17 protein-coding genes and 1 pseudogene are annotated in these 18,787 nt (G+C 38.8%); 8 read left to right on the top strand and 10 right to left on the bottom strand.

The window, feature by feature from the left end; translation table 11 throughout:
- Positions 1 to 79 precede the first annotated feature (79 nt).
- The 4 genes and pseudogenes from ACT4_RS16560 to ACT4_RS16545 all read right to left on the bottom strand — a co-directional run bounded on the left by ACT4_RS16560 (position 80) and on the right by ACT4_RS16545 (position 3,113).
- On the bottom strand, positions 80 to 928 hold the full coding sequence (locus ACT4_RS16560; protein ID WP_004877049.1) for an SPFH domain-containing protein: 849 nt from the start codon (positions 926 to 928) through the stop codon (positions 80 to 82).
- An 18-nt stretch (positions 929 to 946) separates the two neighbouring features.
- Entirely contained in the window at positions 947 to 1,408 is a 462-nt protein-coding gene (locus ACT4_RS16555; RefSeq protein ID WP_004877046.1) for an NfeD family protein, read from the bottom strand.
- 99 nt (positions 1,409 to 1,507) lie between these two features.
- Positions 1,508 to 2,424 (bottom strand): annotated as a pseudogene (locus ACT4_RS16550) (patatin-like phospholipase family protein).
- A gap of 38 nt (positions 2,425 to 2,462) precedes the next feature.
- Entirely contained in the window at positions 2,463 to 3,113 is a 651-nt protein-coding gene (locus ACT4_RS16545; protein ID WP_007484228.1) for a lysophospholipid acyltransferase family protein, read from the bottom strand.
- A gap of 145 nt (positions 3,114 to 3,258) precedes the next feature.
- On the opposite strand from ACT4_RS16545, the gene ACT4_RS16540 reads away from it, so the two are divergent.
- From ACT4_RS16540 to ACT4_RS16520, 5 genes are all read left to right on the top strand, one after another.
- Positions 3,259 to 4,551, top strand: coding sequence for an MFS transporter (locus tag ACT4_RS16540; RefSeq protein WP_007484226.1), 1,293 nt, complete (start codon positions 3,259 to 3,261; stop codon positions 4,549 to 4,551).
- A gap of 330 nt (positions 4,552 to 4,881) precedes the next feature.
- Positions 4,882 to 5,988, top strand: coding sequence for a porin (locus ACT4_RS16535; protein WP_007484225.1), 1,107 nt, complete (start codon positions 4,882 to 4,884; stop codon positions 5,986 to 5,988).
- A 306-nt stretch (positions 5,989 to 6,294) separates the two neighbouring features.
- Positions 6,295 to 7,935 (top strand): phosphoethanolamine transferase, encoded by a 1,641-nt coding sequence (locus ACT4_RS16530; protein ID WP_007484222.1) that lies wholly within the window; start codon positions 6,295 to 6,297, stop codon positions 7,933 to 7,935.
- Positions 7,936 to 7,948: 13 nt separating this feature from the next.
- Positions 7,949 to 8,626 carry a DNA-binding response regulator PmrA gene (locus ACT4_RS16525; RefSeq protein WP_004877031.1) on the top strand — a complete coding sequence of 226 codons (678 nt, stop codon included), beginning with the start codon at positions 7,949 to 7,951 and terminating at the stop codon, positions 8,624 to 8,626.
- A 5-nt stretch (positions 8,627 to 8,631) separates the two neighbouring features.
- Positions 8,632 to 9,969 (top strand): HAMP domain-containing sensor histidine kinase, encoded by a 1,338-nt coding sequence (locus ACT4_RS16520; protein ID WP_007484220.1) that lies wholly within the window; start codon positions 8,632 to 8,634, stop codon positions 9,967 to 9,969.
- 26 nt (positions 9,970 to 9,995) lie between these two features.
- Here ACT4_RS16520 and ACT4_RS16515 read toward each other — a convergent pair whose 3' ends face one another.
- The 3 genes from ACT4_RS16515 to ACT4_RS16505 all read right to left on the bottom strand — a co-directional run bounded on the left by ACT4_RS16515 (position 9,996) and on the right by ACT4_RS16505 (position 12,866).
- Positions 9,996 to 10,799, bottom strand: a complete 804-nt coding sequence (locus ACT4_RS16515) for a hypothetical protein (protein WP_007484218.1) — start codon at positions 10,797 to 10,799, stop codon at positions 9,996 to 9,998.
- Positions 10,800 to 10,845: 46 nt separating this feature from the next.
- A complete protein-coding gene (locus tag ACT4_RS16510; RefSeq protein ID WP_034605463.1) occupies positions 10,846 to 11,562 on the bottom strand; it encodes a phosphatase PAP2 family protein in 717 nt (238 codons plus the stop codon).
- Between the two features lie 116 nt (positions 11,563 to 11,678).
- Entirely contained in the window at positions 11,679 to 12,866 is a 1,188-nt protein-coding gene (locus ACT4_RS16505; RefSeq protein ID WP_004877022.1) for an ammonium transporter, read from the bottom strand.
- 433 nt (positions 12,867 to 13,299) lie between these two features.
- Here ACT4_RS16505 and ACT4_RS16500 point away from each other — a divergent pair, with 433 nt between their 5' ends.
- The 3 genes from ACT4_RS16500 to ACT4_RS16490 all read left to right on the top strand — a co-directional run bounded on the left by ACT4_RS16500 (position 13,300) and on the right by ACT4_RS16490 (position 16,628).
- A complete protein-coding gene (locus ACT4_RS16500; RefSeq protein WP_007484215.1) occupies positions 13,300 to 14,994 on the top strand; it encodes a sensor domain-containing diguanylate cyclase in 1,695 nt (564 codons plus the stop codon).
- 107 nt (positions 14,995 to 15,101) lie between these two features.
- Positions 15,102 to 16,118: a J domain-containing protein gene (locus ACT4_RS16495; protein ID WP_007484213.1), complete on the top strand. Its 1,017-nt coding sequence runs from the start codon at positions 15,102 to 15,104 to the stop codon at positions 16,116 to 16,118.
- Between the two features lie 138 nt (positions 16,119 to 16,256).
- Entirely contained in the window at positions 16,257 to 16,628 is a 372-nt protein-coding gene (locus tag ACT4_RS16490) for an endonuclease domain-containing protein (protein WP_007484211.1), read from the top strand.
- Between the two features lie 306 nt (positions 16,629 to 16,934).
- Here ACT4_RS16490 and ACT4_RS16485 read toward each other — a convergent pair whose 3' ends face one another.
- The 3 genes from ACT4_RS16485 to ACT4_RS17610 form a co-directional block, all read right to left on the bottom strand.
- Positions 16,935 to 17,354 carry an HNH endonuclease gene (locus ACT4_RS16485; RefSeq protein WP_007484207.1) on the bottom strand — a complete coding sequence of 140 codons (420 nt, stop codon included), beginning with the start codon at positions 17,352 to 17,354 and terminating at the stop codon, positions 16,935 to 16,937.
- On the bottom strand, positions 17,347 to 18,390 hold the full coding sequence (locus ACT4_RS16480) for an AAA family ATPase (RefSeq protein WP_374750116.1): 1,044 nt from the start codon (positions 18,388 to 18,390) through the stop codon (positions 17,347 to 17,349). The genes ACT4_RS16485 and ACT4_RS16480 overlap by 8 nt, the downstream gene beginning before the upstream one ends.
- An 85-nt stretch (positions 18,391 to 18,475) precedes the next feature.
- Positions 18,476 to 18,757: a hypothetical protein gene (locus ACT4_RS17610; RefSeq protein ID WP_007484204.1), complete on the bottom strand. Its 282-nt coding sequence runs from the start codon at positions 18,755 to 18,757 to the stop codon at positions 18,476 to 18,478.
- Positions 18,758 to 18,787 lie beyond the last annotated feature (30 nt).

The following is an 18,787-nucleotide window of genomic DNA, read 5'->3' as shown; positions in this document are numbered from 1 at the left end:
AAGCGACCTATTTAAAAATCTAGAGAATAAAAAAGCCATGGAGAACCATGGCTTTTTGCATACAGAACGATAATTAAAATTAACGTCCCATAATTCCGCGAATCGTGTTCAGTACATCGGCAGGAAGCACGACAGTCTTGGCATTGTTTGATTTTGCCATATCTTGCATCGCTTTAACGTATTGTTCACCGAGTAGGTAAGCAACTGGAATTTCTTTATCACCTACTGCACTTGTAACCATTTCAATGGCACGTTGTGAAGACTCGGCAAGTACAACCTGTGCTTCTGCATCACGACGAGACGCTTCAAGACGACCATCTGCTTCCAGAATCGCAGCTTGTTTTTCACCATCGGCTTTGGTCACAGTCGCACGACGCTGACGTTCAGCAGCAGCTTGTGCTTCCATCGCAGCCTGCATGGTGTGTGATGGTTGAATATCCTGAATTTCAACTGTTTTAAGGGTAATCCCCCAGTCTGAAATATCATCAGAAATGGCAGCTTTAAGTTTAGCTTTGATGTGATCACGAGATGAAAGCGCATCATCCAAGTCCATTTCACCTACGATAGAACGCAATGAAGTTTGAACAAGGTTTTGAATTGCCCAAGTATAGTTCTCGATCCCGTACACTGCTTTTTCTGGTGTCGTGATATTAATATACGCTACAGCATTGGCAATAATGACGGCATTGTCACGAGTAATCACTTCTTGAGAAGGAATATCTAAAACAATATCTTTGGTTGTGATTTTATAAGCAACTTCATCAATATACGGAATGACAAAGTTAAGACCTGGACGTAAGGTAGTATGGTATTTACCTAAGCGTTGTACAATCCATTTATAACCTTGGGGAACAATACGCACCCCTTTAAAAATAGTTGTACCAATAAAAGCGAAAAGCGCTAATACAACAATAGTACCGACAGACATTGAAAACCCTCTTTGTGTTTATGCGGAGCTATGCGGTTGAACGACTAAATCATTACCTAAAATATCAATAACTTGAACGCGATCCCCAACCTTTACTTCGGCTGTTGAACGGCAGTTCCATTCATCAGAGCCTAAGACAGGCATTGGAAAGCGTACAATAATTTGACCATGATCGAGTCCAGTATGGATGACCATGCCAACTTGTCCAATGGTTGATTCACGAGACAAACCAGCTTTGGTTTTATCGATTGAAAGTGGTTTTATAAACTTAAACCAAAGAATCGTGCATAAAATAGATAAAATTCCCCAAGTAATCACTTGGGTTGTAAATCCCATCATCGGGAAAAGCCACAACAAAATGCAGACCATAACGGCTGCAATGCCAAACCATAAAGCGGCAAAAGCTGGCAAAATTAACTCTGAAAGAATGAGTAAAATCCCTAATACAAACCAGTGCCAAGGCTCAACTACAAATTCCATAGATTTGCTCGTGTGATTAAAGTGAGTAGAGGTGAATAAATATTCACCTCTTGCACTCTATCAGATCATTATCTTTATGAATATACAAAGATTGTTTTTTTAGAATTTTGGTCTTGGGGCAGGTTTAAATGCTGCTGGAGATTTCTTAAAATTAGTAATTGCGCTTTGAATTGCCGTGATTTTTGCTTGCGCAGCTTTCTCACCTTCTAGAATGGCTTCATTACTTGATTTAAGGTCGAGCACACCTAAATGTCCGACTTTAGGTTGAATCACAATCGTCGCTTGGTTGAGTTCTTCATTAATACTTTGTTGTCCCATAATATTAATGGTTTGATCGAGTAATCCCCACATACTCAGTGGTTTGTCACCCGTTGGACGTGCCGAAATATCCACAGCAATCACAATATCCGCGCCCATATCTTTTGCCGTTTTTACAGGAATTGGACTTACTAAGCCGCCATCCACGTATTTAGTGCTGCCAATCACGGTTGGAACAAACACATTTGGGATACTGCATGATGCTCTAACTGCTTGTCCTGCATTACCTTTGATGAATTCAGCCTTTCTACCATTATCTAAGCGGGTTGCGACTGCTGCAAAACGAATTGGAAATTTCTCAATCGGCTTATTGCCAACCTGAGCATTTACATAGTTTTGTAGTTTTTGTCCGAGGATGAAGCCTTGGCTATTCAAAGTAAGATCGCGGATATCCGACTCTTGGAGTTTGAGCGCTAGATTTTGCATTTGATACGGTGTTTGACCACTTGCATAAATGCTCCCGACAAAGCTACCCGCACTCGTGCCTGTTACGATTTTTGCTTTAATGCCGTGGGACTCTAATACTTTGATCACACCAATGTGAGAGAACCCTTTCGCACCACCACCACCTAAAGCCAGTGCAATCACTGGTTCACGTGCTTTTAATGTCGTTGTGGGCGGTGTTTTTTCGTTGCTTGATCACAGCCGAATAAAGCAAGGCTAAGCAGTGCCAAACAAGAAAGTCGAGCAATTTTCATAACAGTTGAAGATAAAATAGACAGAGGAGATGGGCACATCAGATCAGATTTGCCCTTAACTTTCTAGTTTTTTTCACAAGTTTTTGTAATGGTTCAGCCAGCCAATGTGGGTTTTTCGGCGAAAAATGACCTTGGTAAAGACTCATGATTTTTTCTAAATCTTGTTGATAGTGACCTGTTGGGGTAAAAGCCCCTAAGCTATAAATGGTTTTATGGTCGTAATCGAAAGAGAACATCACAATTGGAATACCCGCTGCATGAGCAATATGGTAGAAACCACTTTTCATTTTCTCTGCTTTTTTACGTGTTCCTTCAGGTGCCATACCTACCCAGATTCGGTCATATTTTTGAATGGTTGCGACAACTTGCTCCGTTAGCCCATTGGTACTGTCACGGTGAACAGGAATCAGTCCAGCCCAGTCTAAAAGTGGTTTGAAAGGTGGTTTAAATAACGTATCTTTGCCTAGAACTGTTATTTTTAACCCTAAGCCACCAATCGCTAGAAAACCATACCATCCATCGATATTTGAGGTGTGTGGTGAAATAATTGCGACTGCTTTAGGTAGGTTTGGAATATCGCCCACAACTTTCCAGCCTTGGCTTAAAAAGATTTTTTTACACAAAGCCCGACTATAATGAGTTCCACGTTGAGGAACTAATGGGGGTAAATCTGGAAAATGTTGTGGCATAAGTAAAGCTAAATAATGACAACTATAATTATCTTAAACGCTGATCAGATACTCTGCATTGGCAAAAAATGAGAAAATATCGTCAAGATTTTGAGAGGATTAGATACTTTTGAACTTACTAAGCACTTGTCGAGGAAATTGATACATGCCTAATTTACGGCAAGTTTATGTCTTATTATTTTCACTGTATTGGGCTCAAGGTCTACCTGTTGGCTTTATGACACATGCTTTGCCGGTCATTTTGAGAGCGCAAGGTGTTTCACTGGCACATATCGGCGGTTTTGGTTTGTTGATGCTGCCGTGGTCAATCAAAATATTTTGGGCTGCCTATGTTGATCGTTATGCTATACCTTATCCATCCGTTTTCGGCAGGGAAAGAAATGGGAGTGTTAATATTGGGCATTATCGAAGCTGGATTATTCCTACACAGCTTTGTAGTGTTTTGATTTTAATTTTACTTTCATTTTTCCCCATTCAAGCTTTGGATCAACCAATTTACTTGTTGATCTTTTTTGTTCTATTGCTATTGAGCAATTTAACAGGCGCAACGCAAGATATTGCAACAGATGGTTTGGCTGTTAATTTGCTTAAAACTGATCAACAACATTGGGGCAATACCTTCCAAGTGATTGGTTCAAGGCTTGGCTTTATTGTCGGTGGTGGTGCTGTATTGTGGAGTCTGGACTGGTTGCAATGGCAAGCAACTTTTCTATTACTGGCTGGGATTGTCTTTTTAAATACATTAGCGATCTTATTTTATAAAGAACCTGTTCATCCTAAAGCTTCTACTGATATTGCAAAAATACAGACATCACTACTTCAGGCAATTCGACAATATCTTGCTTACTTTAGTTCATCTGTAGAGTTAAAAGCTTGGTTAATGGTATTAATCAGCTTCAAAATTGCTGATGGGCTTGCAGGGCCACTATTAAAACCGTTAATGGTCGATATGGGGCTAAGTTTTTCGCAAATCGGAATTTACATTACCATGCTTGGGGCAATCGCAGCATTGATTGGTGCAGGTATAGCAGGACTATTACTCAGATATCTTTCTAGATCATCGGCTTTGATTTTATTTTCGATATTAAAAATATTCAGTCTTATCGCTTACGGTTATCTTGCTTATGCATTTGAGCATCATTCTCCGATTGCGCCGATGTGGTTGTATGCCATCAATGCATTTGAAGATGCATGTTCGGCAATGCTTTTGGTCGTGATGCTGACTTTAGTGATGCAATATAGCCGTAAAAACTTTGCTGGTACAGACTTTACCTTTCAGGTTTCGGTGATGGCGACGATTAGTGGTTTGCTGTATTTAATGAGTGGGATAATAGGGGATTGGCTAGGGTACACTCGTTATTTAACTGTGATTTGTATGATTGCAGTGATTTGCTTATGGCCGATTTTTTACTGGTTGAAAAAGGCTAGACCGCATTAGATATTTATTACAAAATTAATTTTTTGTTATTATAAGTTGAAATATTGAATGGGCGTGTACAAAGATAAAAAGAGATGAACACTCTATTTCAATAAAATCAAAAAATTGTCTACCAAGATTTGAATCGCCTTAAATTAAAGAATTGGTTGTTTTTGTAATATATTGATAATAAATAATATTTTTGAATATTTTTTATTTTTAACGATAAATGATCATCGTGTATAAAAATTAAACTTTAGTCGAAAATAGAATAAATAAATAAGATTTTAATTGTTTTGTCATATAAAGTTAATGTGTAGGATTTGTTACAAATTAACTAGGATGTCAACAATGAAAATCAAAATTGTAACAGCAGCAGTGCTCAGTTTACTTGCAACATCAACTTTTGCAGCGCCAACAATCTATGGTGAGATTGATGCTAGCGTTGACTATTTACCAGAAAAAAATGCAACTAAATCGAATAAAGATGTTTGGGAAATTAGTTCAAATAGTTCGTTTATTGGCGTAAAGGGTGATGAAAAACTGACAGACCGTTTAAGCGCTGTATATGCTGCTGAATGGGGTTTTAGTGCTGATGGTGATAGTAGTGACTGGACTCAACGTAACCGTTATGTAGGTTTAAAAGACAGTCGATTGGGTACTGTTAAAATCGGTAAGCATGATACGCCGTTGAAACAATTATCAAGTGTCGTAGATACCTTCAATAACTATGTCGCAAATAAAGCGGATGTAACTGGGATCTTCACAGGTGAAAACCGTATTGATAATGTAGTGGTATATGAATCACCAGCAGTGAAACTTTTAGATGGTGGTTTCAAATTCAACGCATTACTGGCAACAGGTGAATCTTCTGGGATTAAGAAAACTAGCGGTGGAGCTAAAGTTTCTGGTCGTGGTTTAGGTGATGCATGGTCTGCTTCTGTTGTATATGAAAACCCAATGGTTGTGGCAGCTTTAGCTTATGACAAAGCAATTCCAAGTAATTTTTTAGGACGAGGCATGTTAAATGCTGCTGAACCTGAAATTGGTGGTGGATCTTTATTTGCAGCAGCGAATACTGTTCGTGCCATTGGTCGTGTGAATCCAATTGATGGTTTGGCGTTAAAAGCAATGTACCAAACGTCCGAAGTAGAAGCTGTTGCTGGAAATGATGCAGGTTCTGAAAATATTGATGATGCGCAAGGTTGGTTAATCGGCGCTGAATATAATATTCCTCAAGCGAAAAACTGGACGGTAAAAGGTCAGTACAGCCAAAATGATACGAGCTTTAAAGATAACTCATCTGATTTTAAAGCGAAGCAAATTATCGCTGGTGCAGACTATGCTTTTAACAAACAAGTTAAAACTTATGGTTATGCAGGTTATTTGACACTTGAACAAGCAAGTAAGAAAGACAAGCAACCTGTTGCAGGTTTAGGTTTAGAGTTCAAGTTCTAATACTTAGCTTAAAACAACACCCTTAAGCGCTGCTTATAGGGTGTTTTTTTATTTCAATTTTTCTTCATTACACTATAATCGCCTTATCCACTGGATGGCTTGTTAACAATAAAATAATACGATGTTTGGAATGATCGGGTATAAGGAAATTATTGTTTTCATATAAATAATTTTTAGCGTCATGATACGAGTTTTAGCGTTCAATTAGCAGTATTGTGAAACATCAAGTATTTAGTTTAAGTCATTTTTAAGTTTCAATTTTTATCTTAGCGAAGCTAAGAATTTTCTTTTTAGATTGTGATGATTATGCTGCTACAAAAACTCAAGATCAGGCCGATTTCACTGCTTACTTTTAACTTATTGCTCGCAATTTGGTTAGGGGTTTTTCTGAATATCGCTTTTTATGAAAAGCTTCAATCCCTTACTCCCTATACAGGCATCAAAGCAGGTCTATTTGTTGCGGCTTCGGTTTTGGTTGTTGTTGCACTGTATAACTTTATTTTTCAGTTATTCAACTGGAAGTGGACGGCTAAACCAATAGCAATTGCACTGGTTTTTATCGGTGGATTTGCTTCATATGCAGTGAGCACCTTAGGTGTCTTGATTACTTCTGATCAAGTGCAAAATCTGATGCAGACAGATATGGCAGAAGCGCGTGATACTTGGTCTTGGCATTTGGTTGTTTGGACCTTAGGGATGACGGTTTTACCAATCATTGCGATTTTAATGGTAAAACTAAAATCTGAACCTATCGTTGGTCAGTTGCTCAAGAAAGTAATTGCTTCTGTTGTTTCTTTAGCAATGGTAGGTGGTCTGCTTTTTGTTTTCTATGTTGATTTTGCAGCAATCTTCCGTGAAAATCGTGATTTGAAAGGTATGATCTCACCACAAAATATGATTGCATCTTTTGCGTCTTATTATAAAAAGAAAGCACCTAAAGAAAATCTTCCGCTCGTAACCTATGGTGAAGATGCAACGATGCAAAAAACTGATGCATCCAAGTTGCCTAAATTAATGGTTCTAGTCGTCGGTGAAACTGCGCGTGCAGAAAATTTCTCTTTAAATGGGTATAGCAAGAACACCAACCCTAAAGTATCGAAACAAGACATTATCAATTTCTCACAAGTAAGTTCTTGCGGTACAGCTACTGCAGTTTCAGTGCCCTGTATGTTCTCAGGTATGCCACGCGAAGATTATGACGAAAGTCTAGCAAATCATCGCGAAGGATTGCTAGATATTGCGAAGCGAGCTGGGTATCAAGTGACATGGATTGATAACAATTCTGGTTGTAAAGGAACGTGTGACCGTGTTGAAGAGTTCAAAATTCCAGAGCCCATTCAAAAGAAATGGTGTAAAGATGAAGAATGTTTTGATGATATTTTAATTGATAGTTTAAAAGCATACTTAGCGACGATTCCGAAGGATGATACACGTCCGCATTTAGTGGTATTACATCAAATGGGAAGTCATGGGCCTGCATATTACAAACGCGTTCCACCGCAATATAAAGTCTTTAAACCAACGTGTGATACCAATGCGATTCAAGGTTGTTCTCGTGATGAATTATTAAATAGTTACGACAATACTTTGCTCTACACGGATTATGTTTTAGATTCTTTAATTGAAACGCTAAAGACAGCAACCCAATACGAAACAGGTTTGTGGTATTTGTCTGATCACGGTGAGTCGACGGGGGAAAGTGGCATGTATTTACATGGCGCGCCTTATGCAATTGCACCATCTCAGCAAACACATGTGCCGATGTTAATGTGGTTCTCTGATACGTGGAAACAACAGGCGCAGAAACAAATGAGTTGTTTGTCGCAACAACGTCAAAAGGAATTAAGCCAAGATAACTTATTCCCAACGATGTTGAGTTTGTTAGACGTAAAAACCAAAGTAATTGACCCTAAAAATGACATGTTAGCTACATGCTCAAATCCATAAGTGAGATGAAATCATGACCAAAATCTTGATGATCGAAGATGATTTTATGATTGCAGAGTCGACATTGACGTTATTGCGATATCATCAATTTGACGTGGAGTGGGTCAATAACGGTGTAGATGGATTAACGCTTTTATCAAAGCAAGATTTTGATTTGGTGTTACTCGATCTTGGTTTGCCATTGATGGATGGTATGCAGATTTTGCGTCAAATTCGTCAACGTAGCGCATTGCCTGTGTTGATTATTTCGGCGCGAGACCAACTGCAAAATCGTGTTGAGGGTTTAAATCAGGGAGCAGATGACTATTTGATCAAACCATATGAATTTGATGAATTGCTTGCCCGTATCAATGCATTGTTACGCCGTGGCAATACAGCGATGACGCAGTTAAAAAATAATTCACAACTGTTAAAAAGTGGCGATTTAGTCTTGGATGTAGAACAGCATTTAGCAACCTTTAAAGGTCAGCAAATCGAGTTGTCAAATCGTGAGTGGGCGATTCTTATTCCAATGGTAACGCATCCGAATAAGATTTTTTCCAAAGCAAACCTTGAAGATAAGTTGTATGATTTTGATAGTGAAGTCACGAGTAATACAATTGAAGTGTATGTCCACCATTTGCGTGCAAAACTAGGTAAAGACTTCATTCGTACGATTCGTGGATTAGGCTATCGACTGGGACAACCCTAAGACTTATGAAAACACCCAAGCAATATTCGCTAAAAAAACGGCTCATTTGGGGCACATCAATCTTTAGTTTATTACTTGGATGTTTATTGATTTTTACTGCTTATAAAATTGCCTTGCATGAAGTAGATGAAATTCTTGATACGCAAATGCAATATATGGCAGAACGTTCAACAACTCAGCCTCTAACGCCCGTTGCAAGTAAGGTTGAGTTGCATCGCACATATCATGAAGAAGACCTACTTGTCGATATCTGGGCGTATAAGGATCAAAGCCATTTATGGCATCAAACCCATTTGTTGATTCCACCAGTGCAACAGGCGGGTTTCTATACCCAAGAAACACCACAAGGCAAATGGCGCGTTTATGTTATTCCGCTAAAAGATTATCAAATTCAAGTCAGTCAACAGGAGCAAGTCCGTAAAAGCTTCGCATGGGAACTTGCTGGGAGTATGTTTATTCCTTATGTGTTGCTACTACCATTTGCGATTATTATCTTGGCTTTTATTATTAGCCTGAGTCTCAAACCGCTAGATGATTTTAAAGCAGAATTACAGCAACGTGATTCGGATGGCTTAGCACCGATTGATAGTAAAGAATATCCTCAAGAACTCATCCCAACCATTGAGGAAATGAACCATCTGTTCGAGCGAATTCAACATGCTCAGGCGGAACAAAAGCAGTTTATTGCAGATGCTGCGCATGAGCTTCGTACGCCAGTAACTGCATTGAATCTACAGACTAAGATTTTGATGAGTCAGTTCCCAGAACATGAATCCTTAAAAAATCTAAGTAAGGGACTGGCACGTATTCAGCATTTGGTCACTCAACTCTTGGCTTTGGCAAAACAAGATGTCGGTCTGATGTTGATCGAGCCGAATACGCTATTCCGTTTGAATGATGTTGCTTTGAACTGTGTTGAGCAACTGGTCAATCTCGCTATGCAGAAAGAAATTGATCTTGGCTTTGAACGAAATGATGTGATTGAGATGCAAAGTCTTGAGTCGACGGTGCATTCAATCATTTTCAATCTGATTGATAATGCAATCAAATATACGCCAAGTCAGGGCATCATTAACATTTCAGTTTATAACGAGAATGAGGATTATGCTTGTATTCAAATCGAAGACAGTGGTTCAGGAATTGCTCCTGAAAACTATGACAAAGTTTTAAAGCGCTTTTACCGTGTTCATCATCATCTTGAAGTGGGTAGTGGTTTAGGACTTTCTATTGTTGACAAAGCGACTCAACGACTGGGCGGAACATTGCAATTGGGACGCAGTATTGATTTGGGGGGATTATCTGTAATTGTTCGTCTGCCTAAAAAGCTTGAGCGTCACGGATAAGTTGCTAGCAAGTTAATATGTGATCATCATTTAACTTCGCCATGTTCTCTTAAATAGCGTAAAAACAGCACGCATTTTTGGATGCGTTTGCCATCATTGCCAACACGACTGACATTTAAACGTAAAACCCAATTTAAGCGCTTACCCACTTTGCAAATGTCTTTATAGACTTGTGGCTCTGCGAGTAATGCTTGATATAGAATTTGACTGGCTTCAGAAAGCTGTTCAAACTCGAAGTGATAAGCAGTAGAGAAAATATACAACAACCAATCACGAACATAGCAATCATGTAGGCTTAGCACAGATGCTGGATCTGTTTCAAAATCAATAAAACTAAAATGAGTATCTTTGTCTACTAGAATGTTGCGAGCAAAAGCTTCACTTAAATATCCACCTTGCAAATGTACATGCTGAATTGCTTGAATCGCTTGAGTAAACAAGCTTAACTTGGCTGCAACATCATCTTTGCAACGTGCCAAGGATTGGTCTAATTGCTTTACCTTACTTTGACGTTGCGAACCAAGATCTTCTAAGAGTATGCCTTTTTTGGAAAGCGCTAGAACATTTGGGGTTGACACTCCCAATGCTTTGAGCTGTTGGATACGATTGTATTCACATTGAATCGCTGCAGAACCACCTTGATTCGGAACAGGCATGATTGCACCCAAGTTAAAAATTTTGGCCAACCATTTTAGAGGCGTGTATAACCACAAACCATGACGTTCAGACGCTTTCTTTAACCACACTTTCCCAGAGTCTAAGGTGTACGCTTTAATTGATTCTTGCTGAGTAACTAAAGCGGTTTCTAGAAATTCTTGAAAGTCATCCATTCGCAACAAACTATACCTAAGTGATTATAACCGTTCCATTAGGAGGTCACTTTACCACATCAAGCTTAGATTGAGGTATGGAAATGGTCGTACTATTTGCAAGATGGCGTTTGTAGGTGATTGCATAAACAACAAAGTTAATTGCAAGGCAGATCCATCCCGTCCAAAGATTATGACTTAAGAAATGCGCACCACGCATCATTTGTGCCCATCCCATTGCAAAGCCTAAAATGACACTTGCAAATAAGTAAAACCATGCACGACCTTTTTGATCAAGTCGATAAACAAAATAGCCTGTAATGAGTGCAAAGCCAGTACTTGCATGCCCACCTGGGAAACAATGGCCTGCGGTAGCTGAAAAATCCCATACAAATCCCGTCGCAGTTTCATGCGTCATTGCCCAAGGGCAGGCGTGAGCCGAATGCGCTTTCATAAAGCCAACGATACAAGTACATAGCATGCTGACCCAAAACATATAGCCATATTGCCAACGTTTCGCTTTGAATTTTTCGACTTTAAAAGACAGTGCCCATAAAATAAAAAAGGTCACATACACAACGGTAATGATCTGTTTTACGTAGCTATGATTTAGCTTTGCCAAATACCAATCACCTTTGAGCGCAAAGTCTCCAAACGTACCGACCCACGGTTGGATGAGATATAAGTCAATTGATCCACCCACAGGAAAAACCCAGAGTAAAATGAAAAAACTAATTAGCAGAAGAAAACTCATCTGTATAAAAAAAGGTGTTTTCAGGTGCATAGGCGGCACAATTCAAATGAAGATAATATATTTTTTATTAAACTGTTCTAATCTTAAGCATCTCTTAAATAAGCATAAAAAAAGCGGCTTTTTAGCCGCTTTAAACTACTGAAAAATTAGAACATCGACTCTTCGGAGTTGGCTGAAATTTTATGAATGGAAAGGTCAGCACCGCGATATTCATCCTCTTGAGAAAGACGGATACCTAAAGTTGCTTTCAAGATGCCATACACCACAAAGCCACCGACAAGTGCGATCGCAATTCCTAAACCTGTACCTATGATTTGAGACATAAGCGAAACCCCACCTAAGCCTCCAAGCATTTCTTGACCAAAAATACCCGCAGCGATACCACCAAATGCACCACATACGCCATGTAATGGCCATACACCTAGTACATCATCCACTTTTAATTTATTTTGTGTATAAGTGAATAGGTAAACAAATAGTGCACCCGCAACGCCACCAATCAATAATGCACCAATTGGATGCACAATGTCTGAGCCTGCGCAGATTGCAACTAAGCCAGCTAATGGGCCATTGTGTAAGAAACCGGGGTCATTTTTGCCCATAAAGTTCGCTGCTAAAGTACCGCCAACCATTGCCATTAAAGAGTTGATTGCCACCAATCCAGAAATCGCTTCAACACGTTGCGCACTCATCACATTAAAGCCAAACCAACCTACGATCAAAATCCATGAACCTAAAGCGAGAAATGGAATTGATGAGGGTGGATGCGCACTGACGCGACCATCTTTCTTATAACGACCATGACGAGCACCGAGTAAAATGACGGCTGCTAAAGCAATCCATCCACCCATTGCATGTACAACGACAGAACCTGCAAAGTCATGGAAACTTGCGCCGAATGTACTTTCTAACCATGTTTGTACACCATAGTTACCGTTCCAGATCATGCCTTCATAGAATGGATAAATCAGTGCAACTAACAGCAAGGTTGCGATAGCTTGTGGACGCATTTTCGCGCGTTCAGCAATGCCTCCCGAAACGATGGCAGGGATCGCAGCAGCAAATGTCAGCAAGAAGAAGCAGCGCATCAAGTTATAGCCATGATCTTCTGCGAGGACAGCCCCCATATGGAAAAAGTTTTGTCCATATGCAATCCAATACCCCACAAAGAAGTATGCGATTGCTGAAATCGCAAAGTCTGTGAGGATTTTGCTGAGAGCATTGACTTGGTTTTTATGGCGTACTGTGCCAAGTTCCAAGAATGCAAAGCCAGCATGCATTGCCAATACCAGTACTGCACCGAGCAGTAAGAAAAATAAATCTACGTTTTGCATAGTGGTGCTCAAAAAAAGTGCTAAATCTGGTCTTGGTGTAAATGTTTGATTCGTTTTTTGCACCAAAATAGATTTAGTAAATCTAAAAACTCAAGTTATACGAATACAACTCAATTTAATGGAAATTATTATGCAAAAAACGCACCAATTTAGAATTTAATTGTGAGTTTTGGTGAAAAGTGGTGCATTTTGCTTAAAAATAGCACAGCTTTATGGATATTGTAGAGCTAAAAAAGAAAACGGTCGTTATCCTTGTCTGAACCTTGATAAGAATGCCATTTTTTTGTGGCAAGGATAGTACTAGAACCAAAGTCTATTTCTATCGGAATGATTGAATTTTCAAGGCTATTAGGTATTTAAGCTTAATAATTAATAAAGTATATCTGATATATTGCGAACCTTAAAAAGCAGTTTGCTTTAAGGTGAAAATGATATGTTTCGTATAGATTCCTTTCGTAATCGACTCCTGATTTTATTTGCAGGGATGTCTTTTATCTTAGGACTCTGTATTACCTTATACATAGGTAAGACTGCCTCGGTTCAAATGAGCAAAAGTAGTGGGCAAACCTTATATATTGCGGCAAAAAGTATCAGCAATACCTTGGCAAACTCCCTCACAGAACGTGAACGGGAGATGGTGCTATTAAGTCAGTCGCCGTTTTTTGCTGAAGCCGACTTTCAAAATCCAAGAGTGCAACAACAACTCGATCAAGTTAAAACATCTTATAAATATTATGCTTGGATTGGGATTGCTGATCCTGACGGACAAGTTGCCGTTGCTGCCAATCAATTATTACAAGGCGCAGATGTTTCGGAACGTCCATGGTTCATTCATGGTTCCAAGCAAGTCTATTTGGGCGATGTGCATAAAGCGGTTTTACTGGCGAAGAAAATTAAAGCTATTAACCCGAATGAACCAATGCGTTTTATTGATTTTGCGACTCCCATTTATGACCCAAATACCAAGAAACTCAAAGGGGTACTAGCGGCGCATGCCGACTGGAGTTGGGCAAGTCATGTATTGAGCAGTTCACTGTCTGAAAATTCCGCACAACGTGGCATTGAAGTCTTTATTGTGAATCAGCAGGGTGAAATTCTGTATCCGTTTAAGAGTATCGGACAAGTACAACCTCCTGTTTCTAAAAAACATAAAGCCAATTATTTCGTAGATAATTGGAGCGAAGATCAACAATATTTAACCACTGACGTGCCTGTACTTTCACAAACCCAGATGAATTTAGGTTGGCATGTCGTTATTCGTCAACCGATGTCGATGGCTTTGACTGAAGTAAAATCTCTACAACATAAAATCTTGGCGATCGGCTTTATCTTGTCGCTGTTATTGTTATTGCTGACCTATAAATTAGCGAATCGTTTTAGTCGTCCAATTGAAACTTTGGCGCAGTCAGCCCATGCAGTCGAAAAAGGGCAGGAAGACATTCGCTTTGAAACCCAGACCAGTATTCGCGAAATTAAAGGTTTATCGCAGTCCTTACAAAGCATGACCGATACCTTGCTCACTCAAAAGCATCAACTGCTGGATGCCAATGCCACACTGGAACAGAAAGTGGCTGAACGCACACATGAGTTACAAGTAGCCAATGTCGAATTGGCGCATATTGCTCGTTACGATGCTTTGACTGGCTTGCATAACCGCCGTGCTTTTAATGATTATTTGAGCTATTTATTTACCCAAATGTCACGTACTGAACAGACCTATGCAGTACTGTTGATGGATATCGACTTTTTCAAAAAGGTGAATGATAGCTTTGGGCATGAGGTGGGCGATCAAGTGTTGCAACGTGTAGCTGAGATTTTACCGACGACGCTACGTATTACTGACTTTGTGGCGCGTTTGGGGGGTGAGGAATTTATTGCATTATTGCCTGCAACAACGCTTGAGGGGGCGATGCACTTGGCGGAGAAAATCCGTAGCGCGATTGAACAAGAATCCATTATCGACAATCATCCCGTCAGTCTTAGTATTGGGGTCAGTCTGGCTCAGGTGGATGATGCGGATATGAACGATGCTATTCGCCGTGCCGACCAGTGCTTATATCGGGCGAAACAGCAGGGGCGTAATCGGGTAATTTCTTTAATTACTGATGCTACGGATTGTCTTGCTTAGTTGTTCCTTTGCTTTTTCAGATCGATTTGCCTAGCTGTTCAAAGGCCTGAGTGCTACTTTTGGCCTTTGATTATTGCTACACTTTTTCTTTTTCAGGTAGATGTGTGATGCCCTTTGATCTTAAAGTCAGCATGCAGCAAGGGGCAGAACAGTCTCCACAGCAGAAAAAACTGAATCGCCTGATTGATAAAATTGAACAGCAAAAAATCAGCCTTGCTATATGGCAAAATGCCCAAGACGAAATTCAACAACACACACGGCAAAAACTCCTACCTATCTATAACGAACTGCATGGTGTTCTGTTTCAGCAGTTAGAACAACTTTGGAATATGTTACACAATTACGAGTTTTCCAAAGCCGATATGCAGCAATTGGATGAAAGCATTGCTCAGCGTGCGCGCATGCTCAAGCAATCCAAAATGCTTTCCAACGAACAGCTACAACTTGTCGATCAGATTGATACTTTTTATCAGCAACATGCACAGCAGTCCGCCAAGAAAAGCAAAAAAGTGCAGCAAGTAAAAGTCGATCAGCCTGAACGTGATGAGCAAATAACATCGTATGAAGATGACTTTGAACAACATGCAGCCGAACAACAACAGGCACGTGAACAAGCCAAACAGCAAAGACAGCAACAAAAGCGAGAACAAGTGGAGCAGATGGCAGCGCAGTCGTTGAAAACCGTATATTTAAAAATTGCGGCAATGATTCACCCTGATCGTGAACAAGACGAGTCTAAAAAAGCAGAAAAAACCGAGTTGTTCCAACAAGCCAGTCAGGCCTATGAACAGCAGGATTTGTTTTATTTACTGAAACTTCAGTTACAGCTTGAACAGAATAAAGGTGTTGGGGCGAAAGAGTTATCTGTGGAGCAAGTCAAGTTTTATAAGTTGGCTTTGGATGCGCAAAGTCAGCAGCTTGAAAGTCAAATTGATGAGATTTTGGATTCTTTTCAGTTGGCGAAAAAGGTGAAAGCAGAGCATGTGCATATTGGTGATGTGTATAAAGCGATAGATGCGGACTGTGCTGAGTTAAAGCAGCAGTTGAAGTGGGAAAAAGAGCGTTTAAAGCATATGAAAAAGGTGAGTGGAGTGGAGATGTTATTGGAGCATGGGGCGCTTTAATTTTCCCTCACCCCCTTGCGGAACGGTGTTCCTCATCCCATAGGGAGAGGGAGTAGCAATTGATTTTATGGTGGTGTGTAATTAGATGAGATTCCCTCTCCTTTAAGGAGAGGGCTAGGGAGAGGTAATAATAAAAAAATGAAACTAGACCCACAATTACTAGAATTCGCCAAAACGATGCGAAGCAATGCCACAGATGCAGAAAGCCTGATGTGGCAACTACTTCGTGCTAAACGATTTATGAATCTTAAATTTCGCAGACAGCATGTGATTGCACCTTATATTGTGGATTTTTACTGTCATGAGTTGGGTTTGGTCATTGAGTTAGATGGTAGTCAGCACAGTACTGAAGATGCAATTGAATATGATGCTGAACGAATCAAGTTTTTAGAGGCTTTGGATTTAAGAGTAGCACGGTATTGGAATTACGATGTGTTGGGAAATACAGAAGTGGTTTTAGGAGATTTATGGAGTAAATGCTTTGAATTGAAAAATAAGACCTCTCCCTGACCCTCTCCTAAAAGGAGAGGGAACACCAATTTAAATACTTGCTTGCATAAAATTAGATGTTGCCCCCTCTCCCTATGGGAGAGGGTTGGAGTGAGGGTTTTAATTTAAAATTTCAGATAAAAAGGGATCATTTCGAACATAGGTTTTCCAAAATGCAGAAAATGGATAATTCTGTTGAAGCATATTAGTAATATTTTCAATTAGATCTGCTTTTTGTTGCTGTCTAAGTCGATTCCATCCATTTTTTAATTGAAAACGTAAATTTTGCAAATAGGCATGTTCTTCTAAAATTTTTCTTTTAGATATTCATGACTCACTTGTTGATTGCCACTGTTCGCATTGTTGTAGCATTGCTCTAATAAAGCCATTGTTTAAAGTATTAGTGAGTACAATTTTTCCATTAGGTACGCTTGGTGCTTGTAAAGCAATAGCAACATCCACATGATGATTTTCGTTACAGCAATCAAATAATTCTTTGTGCCTTGAACCTTTAATACCGTTACAGTGAGAGCAGGAGTAATAAAGATTATTCCAATCGGTCCTTAATTCTTTACTTTTGTTGAGATGGGGCACAAAATGCTCCACATTTACATTACCGAAATCTGTTTGTTCACATAAATAACACTTAGATAAGAAATCTAGCTTCAATTGTTTGACTACTGCTGGATCTGTGTAATCAGAATTCGTCCATTCTTTAGGTTTCGCTGATCGAGTTACTTTAAACATCAAGTTCTCCTAACTCTTGATTGTCTAATAAATGATTTAATGCTTTGAAATAAAAAGACTTTGACTCCACGTCAAGTTGTTTAGCATATGGAATAATATTTTTTAGAGTTTCTCGAAGTTTTTCATAATTATTAGGATCACTATTTAAAATGGTGGCAATAGTTTGAATTTCTGTTTTCAGGTGATCTGATTGAGTGTCGACATGAAATAGACCTTTAATCACTGCTTCATAAGAGTAATGACTCAAATCCTCTTCAAAGAATTCTCCAGTTGAAAGGTCATACACAACAGTATCATTATTGGTTGATGTGATAACAAATGGAGAGTGTGTACTTACAATGAACTGGATTTCAGGAAAAGATTGGCTTAAAAATGGGAGAATCTTCTTCTGAAGCGAAATATGTAAGTGAGCATCTATTTCGTCGATGAGCACGACCCCATTTAATTCATTCGGTAAAATATTTAGTAATCTTGATCTCATTAACAGATCACTATAAATATCAAATATCGCAGTAAATCCTGAGGAAAGTGATTGGAAAGTAAACTCTCGATAGGATTGCAACAAACTAAATTTTCTTAATTTATAATCGAATTTTAATCGAGTTGTTGAGTCTTCAAATAAAAACTTTAAATCCTCGTCAAACTTTTTAAACCACTGATCTATTTGATATGCATGATTCGTATCTTGTTCTTCAGATAAAGCGAGTGATTTCTCAATTTTAATATTCAATAAATATTGTTCAAGAAATTGTCCTAACTTTGAATAGTACTCATGTTTTGCTGTATTAATATATTGGTTTAAGTCAGTTGTATTTGTGGACGCGGTAATTTGTGATTGTCTATGAGCAGGGAAGAAATTAAACGTTACTTTTGATGCTTGAATATTTTCGCTCAGGTTACCAATGCCAGTTACGACCAAATCAATATTTTCATTAGAATTCATATAGCCTAATTCATTAAAGTAATGTTCAATGTCATGTATTGGTGAATGTCTGTATCTGTAGTTATCATCACTTGATAAATTTTGATGGTGGATGATTATGTCTTTTAATTCTTTTGCAATTTCTAAAAATTTTCTATTTTCAATAATATTATAAGAGTCTGTTTTAATGTGTAATTTTTTAATTTTCTAAATTTTTTTGGAATATCAAGTTAGTCGATAACTTTTGAATTTCCGAACTTATTATATTAATAATTTGTTCCTTACATGAATAGTGGTGTTGGGGTAACTGTGGAATTTCATGAATTAACTTATTTAGAGCTACACTATTTAATTGATTCAAAAATCTAGTTTTACCAACTCCATTTTTACCAGTGAGAATTAAGTTACGTCCTTTTAGATCAATATTTACTTCATGATTAAGGAAGTCTAATTTTGCACTGATTTTTTGAATATATTTCATAGTTGTTAAAATCAATAAAGGGCTGAATAA

The organism is Acinetobacter sp. NBRC 100985 (genome assembly GCF_000241225.1).
GTDB classification, from domain to species: Bacteria; Pseudomonadota; Gammaproteobacteria; order Pseudomonadales; family Moraxellaceae; genus Acinetobacter; species Acinetobacter venetianus.
Note: the sequence above shows the minus strand (reverse complement) of the source record. Positions and strands in the feature narration are given on the sequence as shown.